The organism is Bacterioplanoides sp., from assembly GCF_965226395.1.
GTDB lineage: Bacteria > Pseudomonadota > Gammaproteobacteria > Pseudomonadales > Oceanobacteraceae > Bacterioplanoides.
The window spans coordinates 1,345,471-1,360,306 of record NZ_OZ245358.1; the positions used below are offsets into that span (position 1 = coordinate 1,345,471).

General features: G+C 47.4%; 14 protein-coding genes. 4 read left to right on the top strand and 10 right to left on the bottom strand.

What is annotated here, in order from left to right:
- Window positions 1-11 precede the first annotated feature (11 nt).
- The 10 genes from ACO05E_RS06170 to rpsF form a co-directional block, all read right to left on the bottom strand.
- Window positions 12-953 carry an SPFH domain-containing protein gene (locus ACO05E_RS06170; RefSeq protein ID WP_419812110.1) on the bottom strand — a complete coding sequence of 314 codons (942 nt, stop codon included), beginning with the start codon at window positions 951-953 and terminating at the stop codon, window positions 12-14.
- Between the two features lie 47 nt (window positions 954-1,000).
- Window positions 1,001-1,348, bottom strand: a complete 348-nt coding sequence (locus ACO05E_RS06175; protein ID WP_419812111.1) for a hypothetical protein — start codon at window positions 1,346-1,348, stop codon at window positions 1,001-1,003.
- A gap of 92 nt (window positions 1,349-1,440) precedes the next feature.
- The gene (locus ACO05E_RS06180; protein WP_419812112.1) at window positions 1,441-1,980 is read right to left on the bottom strand and encodes a GNAT family N-acetyltransferase; all 540 of its coding nucleotides are present in this window, start codon (window positions 1,978-1,980) and stop codon (window positions 1,441-1,443) included.
- The gene (locus tag ACO05E_RS06185) at window positions 1,977-2,558 is read right to left on the bottom strand and encodes a hypothetical protein (RefSeq protein ID WP_419812113.1); all 582 of its coding nucleotides are present in this window, start codon (window positions 2,556-2,558) and stop codon (window positions 1,977-1,979) included. The genes ACO05E_RS06180 and ACO05E_RS06185 overlap by 4 nt, the downstream gene beginning before the upstream one ends.
- A 330-nt stretch (window positions 2,559-2,888) precedes the next feature.
- Window positions 2,889-4,304 carry a replicative DNA helicase gene (gene dnaB / locus ACO05E_RS06190; protein ID WP_419812114.1) on the bottom strand — a complete coding sequence of 472 codons (1,416 nt, stop codon included), beginning with the start codon at window positions 4,302-4,304 and terminating at the stop codon, window positions 2,889-2,891.
- Window positions 4,305-4,450: 146 nt separating this feature from the next.
- Window positions 4,451-4,897 (bottom strand): 50S ribosomal protein L9, encoded by a 447-nt coding sequence (gene rplI / locus ACO05E_RS06195; RefSeq protein ID WP_419812115.1) that lies wholly within the window; start codon window positions 4,895-4,897, stop codon window positions 4,451-4,453.
- 39 nt (window positions 4,898-4,936) lie between these two features.
- A complete protein-coding gene (locus ACO05E_RS06200) occupies window positions 4,937-5,641 on the bottom strand; it encodes a hypothetical protein (RefSeq protein ID WP_419812116.1) in 705 nt (234 codons plus the stop codon).
- A gap of 30 nt (window positions 5,642-5,671) precedes the next feature.
- Window positions 5,672-5,794 carry a hypothetical protein gene (locus ACO05E_RS06205; protein ID WP_419812117.1) on the bottom strand — a complete coding sequence of 41 codons (123 nt, stop codon included), beginning with the start codon at window positions 5,792-5,794 and terminating at the stop codon, window positions 5,672-5,674.
- Window positions 5,795-5,834: 40 nt separating this feature from the next.
- Complete coding sequence (rpsR, locus tag ACO05E_RS06210) at window positions 5,835-6,065, bottom strand: 30S ribosomal protein S18 (RefSeq protein ID WP_068659206.1); 231 nt, start codon at window positions 6,063-6,065, stop codon at window positions 5,835-5,837.
- Between the two features lie 14 nt (window positions 6,066-6,079).
- A complete protein-coding gene (rpsF, locus tag ACO05E_RS06215) occupies window positions 6,080-6,514 on the bottom strand; it encodes a 30S ribosomal protein S6 (protein WP_255858752.1) in 435 nt (144 codons plus the stop codon).
- Window positions 6,515-6,835: 321 nt separating this feature from the next.
- Between rpsF and ACO05E_RS06220 the strand changes: the two genes are divergently transcribed.
- The 4 genes from ACO05E_RS06220 to ACO05E_RS06235 all read left to right on the top strand — a co-directional run bounded on the left by ACO05E_RS06220 (window position 6,836) and on the right by ACO05E_RS06235 (window position 14,636).
- Complete coding sequence (locus ACO05E_RS06220) at window positions 6,836-9,886, top strand: DUF7151 family protein (protein ID WP_419812118.1); 3,051 nt, start codon at window positions 6,836-6,838, stop codon at window positions 9,884-9,886.
- Window positions 9,887-10,131: 245 nt separating this feature from the next.
- Window positions 10,132-11,004 carry a helix-turn-helix domain-containing protein gene (locus ACO05E_RS06225; RefSeq protein ID WP_419812119.1) on the top strand — a complete coding sequence of 291 codons (873 nt, stop codon included), beginning with the start codon at window positions 10,132-10,134 and terminating at the stop codon, window positions 11,002-11,004.
- A gap of 159 nt (window positions 11,005-11,163) precedes the next feature.
- Window positions 11,164-13,281: a TonB-dependent receptor domain-containing protein gene (locus ACO05E_RS06230; RefSeq protein WP_419812120.1), complete on the top strand. Its 2,118-nt coding sequence runs from the start codon at window positions 11,164-11,166 to the stop codon at window positions 13,279-13,281.
- A gap of 17 nt (window positions 13,282-13,298) precedes the next feature.
- Window positions 13,299-14,636: a DUF4374 domain-containing protein gene (locus tag ACO05E_RS06235; protein ID WP_419812121.1), complete on the top strand. Its 1,338-nt coding sequence runs from the start codon at window positions 13,299-13,301 to the stop codon at window positions 14,634-14,636.
- The last annotated feature ends 200 nt before the right edge of the window (window positions 14,637-14,836 follow it).

Sequence of the window (14,836 nt, forward strand, 5' to 3'; positions counted from 1 at the left end):
TTTCTGATCAATCAGCTCTGCTGTTTATTCAGAGAATTAATAATCGACATCGAAGAAGCCACCAGAGCGCTGGCATCGGTGTTGTTTTCAGGCAGCAGCACCACGGACGATTCACGGGCAATTGCTTCTTTGGCACCAATTGCTTTGGTCGCCAGATCCAGCTGAATGGCTTTTTGACCTTCAGCGGTGTTCGCCGCCTCACCGACTTTGCGTAACGCTTCTGCCTGTGCATCTGCTACTGCAATAATCGCCTGAGCTTCACCTTCTGCATTCAGAATTTGTTCAGCTTTGTCGGCTTCTGCCGCCAGAACCTGGGCTTGTTTTTTACCTTCCGCGACGTTAATCGCTGATTGACGGTCACCTTCAGACTCCAGAATCTGAGCACGTTTAACCCGCTCGGCTTTCATTTGTGCTTCCATCGCATCCATAACAGAGCGTGGTGGCACAATATCTTTAATTTCGTAACGCAGTACCTGAATACCCCATGGCTCCGACGCTTCGTTAATGGAATTTACGATCGAGGCATTTAACTGGCTACGCTCTTCAAAGGTTTTATCCAGTTCCATTTTACCCAATTCAGAACGCATGGTGGTTTGCGCCAATTGTGTTACCGCGAACACATAATCATCAACACCGTAGCTGGCTTTGTATGGATCCAGCACCCGGAAATACAGCACACCATCAACTGTCAGCGTGATGTTATCGCGGGTAATGGCAGACTGGCTCGGCACATCCACGGCTTGTTCTTTTAAGCTACGGTCAGCGGCAATCTGATCAATAAATGGGATAATAAAGTTCAGGCCCGCTTCTTTGGTGGATTGATATTTACCAAAGCGTTCCACCAGCCAGGCGCGGTTTTGTGGCACAAACTTAATGCTGCTTTTCAGAACAATCAGCACCAGAATTAAAGCAAATGCTTCAACAGTGAAAAGAATATTAAATAAAAATTCCATCGTTTTTTCCTTTACGTGATTGATTTACATTTTTATAACGAAAGAAGTTACCTAGCACTATAACTACCTCCAATGACAGCTTCACCTATAGTGCAAGTATCATCTGATAGCCATACCTGAACCGGTTTTCCTGAGACATAAGCCGATAATAACAATGCATTTAATGCTTGAAACCCTTTATGCTCTTTAGACAGAGTAGCGTAATTACCCGGATATCCTGATTGTGGCTTACAGCCTGATAACGTAGAGTCAATAAATCTTACATTAACCCAACCCTGAGCAGTAACAACGATCCTATCGATAGCATATGGGCCATTCCAGCCTTCATTTGCTATAGAATATGATGAAATAATTAAAAGCAACGTACCAATAAAACACTTAAATAATTTCCTCATAGTTATCTCCTTATATATTTCCTTTTTATCGAAGACAATCATTATAAATATACAAATGAAAATTACTATCAATAATTCAATGGTTAAAATATTCAGAGTTTTCTGTCTTTCATCAAAAACGAGTACAGATTCAGGTCAACAGGTTGTTCTTCAAATTCCTGCTGCGCGGGTAAACAACCTTCCAACTGAAAACCAATCTGCTTGAGATAGTCTTCGTGCAGGGGTGAATCTTTTACCAGGCGCATTTCCAGGCGGTTTAACTGCAGCTCATCAAAACAGAAATTCATAACCGCCGGAATTACTTCCGCCAGTACCGAGAAATCGACTTTATCGCTTAATTCCCACCAGAACTGAGCGCTTTCTGTCATCCAGTTAATTTTCTGAATACCAACCCGGGCAATTAATTGTTTATCAAAAGCACCCTCTACCATCCAGCAGGCGCTTTCACGCACTTCAAAGCGCATGGCAACGCGGCGCAGTTCATCGAGAGATTGTGCCGATACTGACATAGATGCTTTAGGAATATGCGCCATTACATCGGGCTGACTTAGTAATTCGTAGAGCGCATCACCATCCTGATTTGCGTCGGGTAAACGCAGAGAGAAGTTTGGAGTCGAAAAATTCCAGTTCATGCTTCTTCTCCTTCATTTTTAGCCAGCACTCGATTCAGCTGAATCATATCCACAAATGATTTTTCACCGTTATTGGCTACCAGCTTCCAGGCTTCGCGCATGGTTGCACTGCGTTCAAAACCGATATTTTCCAGCGTGGTTAACAAGGCTTCATCCTGGCCCTGAATCCACTGGTATGCGAAGTTATGCAGGTGGTATTTTTCGGCCATAAAATCCATACACACGGCCAATGCACTCGCGCGTTGCTGGTTAGTGAGTGCTGCTAAACCGTCTACTCGCAAGGTGGCGCGTAACAGTGATGGCTGCCAGTCAAATACACTGACCATGCCCTGAAATTCATCGTTGATTTCCAGCGCCCACATAATGCCGCGCTGGGTAGCGGCCATTTGTACGCTGAGTTCAATCATCCGGGCAATGTGATCCTGAGCCTGCTCGGATTCAGGATCTAATGGCCGCTGGCCCGGTAATTCCGGATGCTGGTAGAGATTTAACAGGTTGGCCTGATCGTCGTCGCTGAGTGAACGAACGCGGCCGCGGAAGTCTGCACCTTCAAATTGCAGCTCGGGTGTAAAATTCATAATGTATTTTGTCTTTCTAACTGAAAGTTTTGACTAAGGAGTTCTGCTTCCAGGGCGCAGCAAGTACATCCCTGTATGCTAATTGATGCCGTCCTGGCATCAGCCCTTGCATCAGAACACCTTAGCCAACACTTTGGTGCAATCTGAAACACTTAAGTTCTTTATAAGAACATTTAAAAGTGCGTCCTATGTTTACACAGAATAAGTGCAGGTTGTTTTTCAAAAGCAGCGACAGGATGTCGCGACCGCGCGGCAGGGCCAGGGATGGCCCTTCGGCGCGGCGGCTGAAAAATAACCTGTGCTTATTCCTGTCGATCAAACAACGACTTTTTAGTAGTCATCATCGCCCTCGTAACCGTGGGCGAGGTTTTCAAAACGGGTGTGCTTACCAATAAAGGCTAAGCGGTCTGTACCAATCGGGCCGTTCCGGTGCTTACCGGTAATTAACTCAGCCACACCTTTATCCGGCGAATCTTCGTTGTACACTTCGTCGCGATAAATAAACTGAATAATATCCGCATCCTGCTCGATCGCACCCGATTCCCGCAGATCCGAGTTCACCGGGCGTTTATTCGGGCGTTGCTCCAACGAGCGGTTCAGCTGCGACAGCGCAATCATCGGGCAATTAAACTCTTTTGCCATAGCTTTTAACGAGCGCGAGATTTCAGAAATTTCCTGAGTCCGGCCTTCTGATGGGCCAGACACCCGCATCAACTGCAGGTAATCCACCATGATCATGGCCAGATCGTTGTTGTTCTCGCGATACACTTTGCGCGCGCGGTTACGCATCTCTTGTGGTGTTAAGGCTGCGGTATCATCAATGTAGAGCGGCAGGTCTTTTAACATATTCACCGCCGCCGACAGCTTCGGCCAGTCTTCATCCACCAGCTTGCCACTACGGATACGGGTCTGGTCGATTTTGCCAATCGACGACAACATCCGCATCACGATGGATTCTGATGGCATTTCCATCGAGAACACCAGACATGGGCGCTTGGTGGCTAATAACGCATTCTCCACCAGGTTCATGGCGTAGGTGGTTTTACCCATCGACGGACGTGCAGCAACGATCACCAGGTCCGCTTTTTGCCAACCGGAAGTACGGTTATCAATCTCGTTAAAGCCGGTGGTTAAACCTGATAGCCCATCCGGCTGATTAAACATTTCATCCAGCTGATCGAGCGTGCTTTTCAAAATCGGAGCGACCACTTGTGGACCACCGTCCTGACGGTTGCCTTCGGCGATTTGAGCGATGGATTTTTCCGCATCGGATAACAAGTCCAGTGCCGTGGCACCATCTGGCTCATAGGCCTTATCCATAATATCGGTAGCGGCTTCGATCAGACGGCGCTGTTGAGAACGCTCACGCACAATCTCGGCGTAAGCACCGCAGTTGTCGATGGACGGTGTCATATCCACCAGGCGGCTTAAATAGGCGGCGCCGCCCACTTTATCGAGCTGACCACGCTCTTCGAGCTCTTCCGCCACGGTAACCACATCAATCGGCTGTTCGGATTTCACCAGATGGGTGATGGCACGAAAAATCTGGCGGTGATCCTGACGATAAAAATCCGAGTCTTCGGTAGATTCCGATACCGACTCCCAGGCGCGCTCGTCCAGCATCAGCGAGCCTAACACCGACTGCTCGGCTTCCACGGAATGCGGCGGTGTTTTACTGGAGGCAACCGTAGCACCGTATTCGGCATCGGCTTGCGGAGGAATGTCGTCGTTTAGAAAGTCAGGCATACTGATTTGTTTTCAGAAAATCCAGAGACAATAAAAAAGGCACTATCAGAAAGAATCTAATAGTGCCTTTTTACAGCGACGCTGTCATTAACAGCGCGCCGTGGACTGATCAAACAGTCTCTTTTACACAGTTCTTATTCAGCAGCTTATTCCGCAACTACGTGCAGTTTCAGAACAGCGTTTACTTCAGCGTGCAGGTGGATCGCAACGTCGAACTCACCAACAGAACGGATAGGACCGGTAGGCAGACGAACTTCAGCTTTGCTCAGTTCAACGCCAGCTTCGGTAGCCAGTTCTGCGATATCACGGTTGCCCAGAGAACCGAACAGCTTACCTTCGTCGCCTGCGCGTACTGCAACAGACAGCTCGATACCTTCGATTTTCTCTTTACGGCTGTTTGCTTCAGCCAGTTTTTCAGCCGCTGCTTTTTCCAGCTCAGCACGACGAGCTTCGAATTGCTCAACGTTTGCTTTAGTCGCAGGTACTGCTTTGTTTTGTGGGAACAGGAAGTTACGAGCGTAACCAGGCTTAACGGTTACTTGTTCGCCCAGTTCACCCAGGTTTGCTACTTTTTCTAACAGGATAATTTGCATTTTAAATTCCTCATTACAGGGCAAAGACTGTTTCTAACATCAGTCTGCCGTGTCTTTTGGTAGTCGCGCGCGGAAGTTCCAGGCACTATCCAGACACGCTACGAAAATTAGTAATGTGTACATGTATGGCCCTAACACGAATAAGCCGATATAAACGGCCGTCATCCACGTCGGGCTGGCTTTGGTCTGCGTGACCAGGCCATGGAACAGAGCCAGTCCGGCAAGCATCAGCGGTACGGTAAATACCGGCATCACACCTGCCAGCTCCGGATCTAACTGGTTGGCACCAAACACCGCCAGCATAGCGGGCAATGTAAACGCCAACGGCAGTCGAAGCTGTTTGAACTCAGCACCAAACCCTCCCGGGTTATAAAAGGTACTTTGCCAATAGCGTCCCAGTAACAGACACAACATAAATACCAGCGAATGCAGTGCGGCAAGCACACCACTGATCATCGGGCCAATCAAAGGTTGTAACTGAGCCAGTAATTGCGGTTCATTTTTCAACGCTTCAGCAATGGCGGCTTCACTGTTTGACGCAACCTGAGGTAGTACATCCGGTAACATCGACGGCAACAGGAAATACACCACTATGCCCAATACTGTCGATGCCATCACCGTCCAATCAAGACGAATGCTGGATCGCAGCATCACTGCCAGGGCGCTGGTGCCCAAAGCAGTTAATAACGGAGTCGGATCGCCCATGGCTAACCAGGCAATACCCGGCAATAACGCCCATAACACAACCTGACCCGCTTGTTGCCAGCCATACCGCTATATGACCAGTGCCAATAACGCAGCACCGAACCAGAACAGCAGCGGAAACGCTAAACAACCACCGGCCGCGACAGTTGCCTGCCAGCGACCGGACATGGCCCATTGAGCCAATTTTTTCATCACTAAAATCCTTCAGTTGCTACCTGAGGTAGCAAAGAACTTAGTTATCGTGCTGATCAGTGTACGGCAGCAGAGCGATGTAGCGCGCGCGCTTGATCGCAGTAGACAGCTGACGCTGATACTTAGCACGAGTACCAGTGATACGGCTTGGTACGATTTTGCCAGTTTCAGTGATGTAGCCTTTCAGAGTATCCATATCTTTGTAATCGATTTCGGATACGCCTTCAGCAGTGAAACGGCAGAACTTACGACGACGGAAAAAACGTGCCATGATTAAATCTCCTATTACTCAGCGCTGTCTTCAGCTTGGGTCTCTTCAGCAGCTTCTTCAGCAGCTGGTGCTTCTTCTGTAGTCTCAGCAGTTTCTTGACGAGATTCAGAACGACGACGATCTTCGCGGCTTTCAGCAGCTTTGATCGGAGAAATTTCGGTAATAGCTTCATCACGACGGATTACCAGGTTACGCAGAACAGCGTCGTTGTAACGGAAGTTGGTAGTCAGTTCGTCCAGGGCTTCCTGAGAACACTCAACATTCATCAGAATGTAGTGTGCTTTATGAACGTCGTTGATTGGGTATGCCAGGTGGCGACGACCCCAGTCTTCGAAGCGGTGAATCTGGCCACCGTCAGCTTCGATTGTGTTGGTGTAACGCTCTACCATGGCTGGTACTTGTTCGCTCTGATCTGGGTGTACCAGAAAAACGATTTCGTAGTGACGCATTGTCAGCTCCCTATGGGTTTTAGCCTTCCGGCCCATCCGGTAAGGCAAGGAGTTTGCCCTCATCATTAACAGGAACGATGAAATCAGTTAGTAAACACCAACCGATCAACGGACAAAATGGAGCGCGAATACTAACAAACCCCAGCAAACAGTTCAAATAATGAACGCCTTCGTTGAAACCTTCACTGCTCTGCACAACGAGAATGATTTCTCACCCAAAGGTAACAAAAGGTTTCCACAATGTAATAAATTGTATTGAGACAGGATTGGATAAAAAATATACTCAGCTACGACACCTGGATGTAAAAACGGATCGCTACTATGAATTTCTCCGCTCCATCAACGTTATCGATGCTGATTTTGTCACTGACACTGAGCGCCTGTGGTGGTGGCGGTGGCGGAAGTGACGACGGGAATTCATCTGAGCCAAACAGCGAAGCTCCCGATATTACGACCGATCTGGGGCCGGTGGCAGACAGTGGCAATGTGTTATTGCGCAGCAATCCAGTCGATCCAGGTGAGCAGTGCCCAACAGGTGGAACACGCATCGATACCGGACTGGATAGCAATAATAATGGTGTATTAGACGATCAGGAAGTTACCGAGACTCAATATATCTGTAATGGCATCGACGGTCAGAATGGTAACGATGGGCAAAACGGTGCAGACGGTGCAGACGGTGCAGACGGTGCAGACGGTGCAGACGGTGCAGACGGTGCAGACGGTGCAGACGGTGCAGACGGTGCAGACGGTGCAGACGGCCAAAATACTCAACTACCCACCATTAGCAATGCTCAGGCAAGTGAGGACAGTGGCCAAATAACCTTTACTCTGTCATTGCCTGAACCCGCCAGCGAAGCCATAACGGTAACCTGGGGTACGGTTGATGTCACCGCAGAATCCAATGAAGACTATCGTGCCAGCGCCGGTGAATTGGTATTTGCGGTTGGCGAGCAAAACAAACAAATTCAGATTGAACTCATCAATGACGATCGCTACGAATGCAGCGAATATTTTATGCTGCAGGCAAATAGCGCCCGGGGAAGTTCTGCTGGATTTGGCCGGATTGATTACGATGGCGATGCAGGGCCACAACTGAACTTCGCTCAATCTGAAATGACCGTTAATGAAAACGCCGGAAACGCAACGATTCATGTTGAATTGGCTGAAGCCAGCTGCGTCGATAATCAAGTGGCCGTTTCTTATTCACAAGTTGCGACATTAGCGCCTTATGCAGAACACGCAGAAGCAGGTAATGACTTCACGGCAATCACCAGTTTTATGATCGAAGCAGGAAAAACCACAGCCAGCTTTGAACTCCCGATTATTGATGACAACGATAAAGAACTGCGCGAAAGCCTGATCATGAACTTATCCAGCAATGGCCAGATCACCACAAGCAGCACCATACAACTGGATATTTTACCCGTCACCGCCCGTATTTTTGGCGGTTACTACTCCGCCTGCGCTCTCTCACAAGACAACTTACTGAAATGCTGGGGTTATGGTGAAGACTATAACTTTGCGACCGGTGAAGAACGCGAATACGGCGCTGACTATGGTGAAGCGACCCTCAAAGCAGGATGTCGCTCCGGAGATTCTGAAGGCCTGGTAACCGTTATTGAAATTGATGCCGACGACAACACCTGTCCACAGGGATTGGGGGGGATCAATTACCTTCGCGGCGCCGACCTGGATGGTAATGGCATCATCGACGACAGTGAAAAAACTAACTCTCGGAGAGACAGGCCTTTTTGCAATACCAGTAGCAGAACCTACATCTACCGGGTAGAACCATTAACACCCGACCCATTCGTTTGTGAAGAAGGCGGTTCCGGGCTGTTCGTCGGTGAAGATGAAAACAATGATAGTGTTTTGAATCTGGTTGGTATGGGCGCTTATTTGCCAGCGGCGTTAATTGGAGATGAACCATTATTAGATCTGGTTCTGGGAGAAGACCATAGCTGTGGATTGTTCTCGGGCGGTGATCTGCCAAGCGACAATATCGTTAAATGCTGGGGCGATAATACTTACACAGGCCTGGAGCGTGAAGACTCAATTACCGGCGATGACCTGGCAGAATTAGGCAATGCCCTGCCTGCTGTTCAACTCGGTACCGATCGTTACGCCACCGCCATCGCCGGTGGTGACGACCACACCTGTGCGCTACTCGACAATCAACGGGTCAAATGCTGGGGAGCAGGTGGAAACGGCCGCCTGGGTTATGGTGATACCACATCACGCGGTGAAGATACCGGCAGCATGGGCGATAACCTGCCCTACGTTAACCTGGGCACCGACGATGAAGGACAGCCGCTATTAGTAAAATCCATCAGCGCCGGTTACAGCAGCACTTGTGCTGTACTGGTTGATGGTCGCGCCAAATGCTGGGGCGATAACGATGAAAGTATTCTCGGATTGAACAGCATTGTCAGAACACGCTGGCTAACTAATGATGTAGAGCGCAGTATTGGTGATGCCAGCCATGAAATGGGCAACAACCTGCCTTTTGTTGAATTAAACGGCGATCTCGCAGAGCGTATCGAAATTGGCTATGAACATGCCTGTGCCACCTTAACTAACGGCAACGTACGCTGTTGGGGCGATAACGGCAGTGGTCAGCTTGGGTTAGGCATCAGCGATGATTTGCTCTCCAGCGCAGCGTTTGTCCGACGCGAATATCTCTGTGCTGATCAGAATCTACTGGGACGAGTCAATGTTATTGATCCAAGTGATCCTGCAACCATCTGCGATCTGGGTGGCCTGCAATACCAACAAATAACGGACACCAATGGTAATGGCGTTGCTGATGACGGAGAGCAAGTCAGTGACACCGATTATTGCCATACGGACTCCCAAACTTATATCAGCGAAACCATCTCACTTGCAGTGAATTCTGCACGCTGTCCAGCAGCAGGCGGTACACAAATCGATATTGGTATTGATAATGGCGATGGTCGCTTGAGCTCCGCCATTCGCCGTAATGAAAATATCCTCGAAACTGGCCAGGGGCTGACGTTTGATCAATTAATTACAACTTACTACAACACCTGTACACGACTTTCCAACGGCGAGCACCGTTGCTGGGGAGATAGTGATGGTATCACTGGTGAAATGAACAACAACGACTGGGGAAATGACACCGGGGAGATCGTTGCTACCGCACCTCAACCCGATATGGGCAGTGGCCGCAGCATCTTAGAATTCGCAGGCCGTGGTTACCACATTTGCGCTCTTCTCGATAATCACGATGTGAAATGCTGGGGCTACAGTGAGTATGGCGAATTGGGCCGTCCACAATTCTATGATCAATACGTAGGTGATGATGAAGGAGAAATGGGCGACAACCTACCAGTGGTTGAGATCTATTAATTACACCAAAACACTGCGACATCCTGTCGCAGTGTATTTTCCCGCAAAAGCCTTAATATAATTCGTGAGCTATGAGGGTGGCTCAGCAGTTTCAGAATACGCCCCCAGATCCATCTTCGGCCGTGGTCAATGCCGGGATTTATCTGGGGGCGTTTTTTATTGGATAACAATCACCAAACACAAATAACAATTACTTTTATTTAAGACTGATTTACTATTTGCCTACCGCTAATCAGAGAGCAGTTATGGGCATCAGGGAAGAACAGCAGAATCAGCGCTTAAATCATGTGCTGCATTACATTGAGCACAACCTTAACCGCAATCTGGATCTGACCAAACTGGCTGAAATCAGTGGCTGGTCTCGCTGGCAGTTACAACGTGTTTTTAATGCCACAACCGGGCTGTCAGTTGCACAATACGTGCGAGAGCTGCGCTTAAGCCAATCGGCGACGCAACTGATTTCCAGCAACGAACGCCATCTGGATATCGCCATTAATGCCGGGTTTGACTCAGAAGCCAGCTTCAGCCGGGCTTTTAAACAGCACTTTCATTGCACACCACGGCAATACCGTAAAACCCGGCAGCCCTCCGGGATTCGCTTTCCGTTAACCCAGGCACCTCAGACACATCCAGTCCGACATTCGATACGCATCGAACAACGCGCCGCCTTCACATTATCAGGCGACTATTGTGAAACCTACGGTGTGTTTTCAATCAAGTCTGATTTTGCCGAAAAAGTCCCGCCACTCTGGCAGGCAATAAATCAACAGTTACCCGACATTCCACTACTGGCAGTGATTGATGTGGCCAACCCCGTCGAAGGGCGCCTGCGTTACTGGGTCGGCAGCGAACACCACCTCCCGGAAGAGAACAGTCAATCACTGAAAACGCTGAACGTTCCCCAGCAGCTTTATGCCGTAGTCACTCATATCGGTGATCTGAAGCACCTTCATCAAACCATTGCCTGGTTTATCACACACTGGTTACGCCAGTCTCCTTATGAAGCTTTTCGTGGGTTTGATATCGAACAGTACCTGCCAACGAATACACCTGCACATCATGTGGAATACTGGATTCCTATTCGCGAGATACGTGAGATAGAAGTAAACGATACATAGCGGACATTTCTTAAAACGCCAGAAATGCACCAAATTGCAAAGTTTCGATAAGCAGACAGCGACATACTCCACCACCGAGAATGAATCTCGTTTAGATTTTCGGCTTTATCTCTGATGCCTGACGATCTCTTTTTCTTTTGACGTATGGATTAACGCTCGATGTTATCTGGCAAGCTATTTTTATCCGGCGGTATTGTATTCACGATATCAGCTCTTTTTTCTTATGCGCAGGCGTCTGATAACGATGCAGCGGATCTGGATACGGTGACGGTAAATGCCGGCGCCACCGATCGTCAGCTGCATATTATTGAAAACAGCGGCCTGAATGTGGATGTCATCGACACCGACGAGTATCTGAACCTCAGCAAAGATATCAATCAGGTTTTGAATACCACTCCGGGCATTATTATTCGCAACAGCGGTGGTCTGGGTTCTCGGTTTAAGTTATCGCTAAACGGCTTGTCGGAAAAACAAATACGTTATTTTATCGACGGCGTTCCGATGGAAGACTTTGGCGATGCGCTGAGCCTCGATAATTACCCGGTAAATATTGTCGAACGCATTGATGTGTTTAAAGGCGTTGTTCCTATTCACCTGAGCAGTGATGCCTTAGGTGGCGCTATTAATATTATTACCCCGTCATTAACTGACAGTTATTTGGATGCCTCGGTTTCATACGGCTCATTTAATACCACCCGTGTTGCTCTATCAGGTCAGTACAGCAAGAATAATCGTTACTTCTCTCGCATCAGCTCTTTCTGGAACAGCTCTGATAATGATTATGAGATGAAGGAACTGCCAGAAAAAGACAGCTTCAACAATCTGACCGGCAGTACGGTATCGGAAAAACGCTTTCACGATGAATATCAATCACGGATGCTGGCCTGGGAGAACGGTATTATCAATGCCGACTGGGCTGACAAACTCTCCCTGTCTCTGACCTATGCCGATAACCGCAATAACATTCAACACCCGGGTGAAAGTATCGAGGTGGTTTATGGTGGGTTATACAGCCGCAGTAACAGTAAGTTGGCTTCTGTCAATTATAAAAAAGACTGGGGCCATACATTTCTGCAAGCATATTTATTAGGCGGAAAAACAGAAACAACGTATTACGATACCGAAACACGTAGCTACCAATGGGATGGCAGTTTTACTGAAAACCCCGGTAATCGCGTCGAAGCCAGTGAACAGCCCTCGATTCTGGATATCAATGATAACGTTGTCCGATCCAATATTTATGCCCGCCATGATCTGAATAAACAGTTTTCTGTCGCTGCTGCGATTTCTTTTAATCGCCTGGCCCGTTCCGGTGGGGATCGGTTATTTGAACGGAATGATCGCTTTGATGATCCACAGTCACTCAATAAAATCGTCAGTGCCTTAGATTTTGGCTACCAAGGAACAGGCAGTGGCAGCGTCTTCTACAAACACTATCAGATGAAAGCCACCACATCAGACCGGGATATTAATAACGGCTCTGAAATCGACAATGAAATCAATGAATCAGACAATGGCTTTGGCTTTTCTTACCAATATCAGCCTTATTCCTTCCTGACGTTATTAGCATCTGGTGAGCGTGCGGTGCGCCTTCCAGAGAGCTATGAACTTCTGGGTGATGGTATTTTTGTACGCCCTAACCCGCAACTTAAGCCGGAAACCAGCAATAATTTTAATGCCGGAGTTAAAGTCAATCTGAGTTCAGGTAGCCGAAATTATTCAGCCGAATCTAATTTATTCGTTCGTAAAGCCAAAGATTTTATTCGCTATAACGCTGACCGCATTAATAGTGGCATTTATGAAAACCTGCAGGATGTTGATATCCAAGGGGTTGAGTTATCGGGGGCAATTGAAGGCCATGAAGCTGGCTTTATCAGTGCCTCGGTGACGTATCAGGATTTAATTAATCAAACCCGGGCAGATGAAAATTCTGAAGACCATCATGGCGATCGGGTTCCGAATGAACCTTATTTCTTTGGCAGTCTGAAAGGCGGTTATTCTATTTTCGATAGCCAATACAATGAGTATGCACTGTATTGGACCAGCCGCTATGTTCATGAATATTTTTTACACTGGGAAAGCTCAGGGGATAGTGACGAAAAGAACAAAATTGACCAACAGGTGACTCACGACCTGGAGTTAAGCGCTTCATTCTCTGACCAAAGCATTCATGCATCTTTCAGTATTAATAATCTCACCGATGCCGAAGTGTATGACAACTTCGATATTCAAAAGCCTGGGCGGGCTTATTTCTTAAAACTCAGATATAACTATTAACAGTAAAGGAAACCAATATGAAACATATTGTAATACCAACACTTGCAGCTGTGTTATTAACAGCGTGTGGCAGTGATAGCTCGGATTCCAATGAGCCAGAAAACCGAGAGCAACCAGCTCCAGCAGTACCATCTCCTGACCCAGAACCAGCACCTGAAGCTAATAAGTTTACCTTTGCTTTAACAACAGAGCGTGATGCAGTAAAACCAAACTACCTGATCACCCAAGAAGATATTATGAATGCAAACAGCACTATCTCTTCTCAGGGGCAGGGAATTGAAATTTCAGATTTCGCCTATTTTTATACTGTTAATAACACACTATTTTCCTTATCCAGTACAAGCGTTAAGGCCTACGCGGTACAGGATGGCGAAGTGAAAGAAATTAATGAAGCACAGCCTGGCAATATTACCTATGCCACCTTTGGTAATGCGAATAACGAAAAGCTGCTGGCCATTGACTCCAACTGGAGTGAACTGTTAGATCACAAGCTGTATACCTTTGATGCAGCAACAGGGAAGTCCGAAGGTTCTGTTGATCTGACCATCCTGAGCGACAACAGCAAAGGCGCGGCGTGGCCAACTGCTTTAGTAATTCGTGATAATGAGCTTTATGTTCCGTATCTTAAACTTACCTCTCAAGCAGCGACACCAGATGCAGATGCTGCATTTGTTGCTGTATTTGATTACCCTCTGACGGATGGCTCTCAACCAAAGAAAACCATTACCACGGATACCGTTAGTAATATTGGTACCCATGGCTCCAGCACTGGCCTGGTTAAAGCTGAAAATGGTGACCTATACGGTTATACCAATGGTGAGATTTCCGGTGGCTTTAACCCTGCATCTAGCAAGCCATCATCTATTGTTCGTATCAAAAATGGTGAAACGGAATTTGATACCGACTACACCTTTAATATTGAAGCTGCAACCAATGGCGGTAAAATTTTCTGGATGGATTACGTCGGTAATAACACTGTGATTGCACGTATTGTTGAACGTGTTGATACTTTGGTCGATCATGATCAAAACTCAGAAACACCGAATATTCCGCTGGGTGATGCGTTAGATAACGTTGCATGGGAAGACTACTACAATACCTCAGGTAATGCGTTCCGTCAGAAGCTGTACACGATTAATCTGGAAACCAAAGAGCTGAAAGCCGTTGAAGGTGTTCCAGCTCATTGGCAGCGCCTGTACCCGAATACAGAAGTTATGGACAATAAATATTACACCACCATTATTACGGCGGATGGCGCTGCTGTTTATGAAATTGATCTGACGACCAATCAGGCGAAAAAGGGCTCAAGCATCGAAGGATTTACCCTGCGCGGGCTGCAAAACCTCTATAACTAATTAGAGCAGTGCCCTTTGAGAAAGCCGCTTTTTAAGCGGCTTTCTTTCGTCTAACCTATTTACCATCTTATCCATCACCCTTCTTCAAAAAATAAACAGCCGGAAAAACCGTGGACTTTTTATTTCCTCTATTTATCAGTTTTATAACTATTTTCTTGGCATTCTATCGTTGGAAAAGAAAGTACCGCGGCGAAAAAAAG

Coding starts and splice junctions, on each gene's coding strand:
- ACO05E_RS06220 (WP_419812118.1), top strand. CDS start 6,836: ATGAATTTCTCCGCTCCATCAACGTTATCGATGCTGATTTTGTCACTG.
- rplI (WP_419812115.1), bottom strand. CDS start 4,897: ATGCAAATTATCCTGTTAGAAAAAGTAGCAAACCTGGGTGAACTGGGC.
- ACO05E_RS06235 (WP_419812121.1), top strand. CDS start 13,299: ATGAAACATATTGTAATACCAACACTTGCAGCTGTGTTATTAACAGCG.
- ACO05E_RS06185 (WP_419812113.1), bottom strand. CDS start 2,558: ATGAATTTTACACCCGAGCTGCAATTTGAAGGTGCAGACTTCCGCGGC.
- rpsR (WP_068659206.1), bottom strand. CDS start 6,065: ATGGCACGTTTTTTCCGTCGTCGTAAGTTCTGCCGTTTCACTGCTGAA.
- ACO05E_RS06230 (WP_419812120.1), top strand. CDS start 11,164: ATGTTATCTGGCAAGCTATTTTTATCCGGCGGTATTGTATTCACGATA.
- ACO05E_RS06225 (WP_419812119.1), top strand. CDS start 10,132: ATGGGCATCAGGGAAGAACAGCAGAATCAGCGCTTAAATCATGTGCTG.
- rpsF (WP_255858752.1), bottom strand. CDS start 6,514: ATGCGTCACTACGAAATCGTTTTTCTGGTACACCCAGATCAGAGCGAA.
- ACO05E_RS06175 (WP_419812111.1), bottom strand. CDS start 1,348: ATGAGGAAATTATTTAAGTGTTTTATTGGTACGTTGCTTTTAATTATT.
- dnaB (WP_419812114.1), bottom strand. CDS start 4,304: ATGCCTGACTTTCTAAACGACGACATTCCTCCGCAAGCCGATGCCGAA.
- ACO05E_RS06180 (WP_419812112.1), bottom strand. CDS start 1,980: ATGAACTGGAATTTTTCGACTCCAAACTTCTCTCTGCGTTTACCCGAC.
- ACO05E_RS06170 (WP_419812110.1), bottom strand. CDS start 953: ATGGAATTTTTATTTAATATTCTTTTCACTGTTGAAGCATTTGCTTTA.
- ACO05E_RS06205 (WP_419812117.1), bottom strand. CDS start 5,794: ATGAAAAAATTGGCTCAATGGGCCATGTCCGGTCGCTGGCAGGCAACT.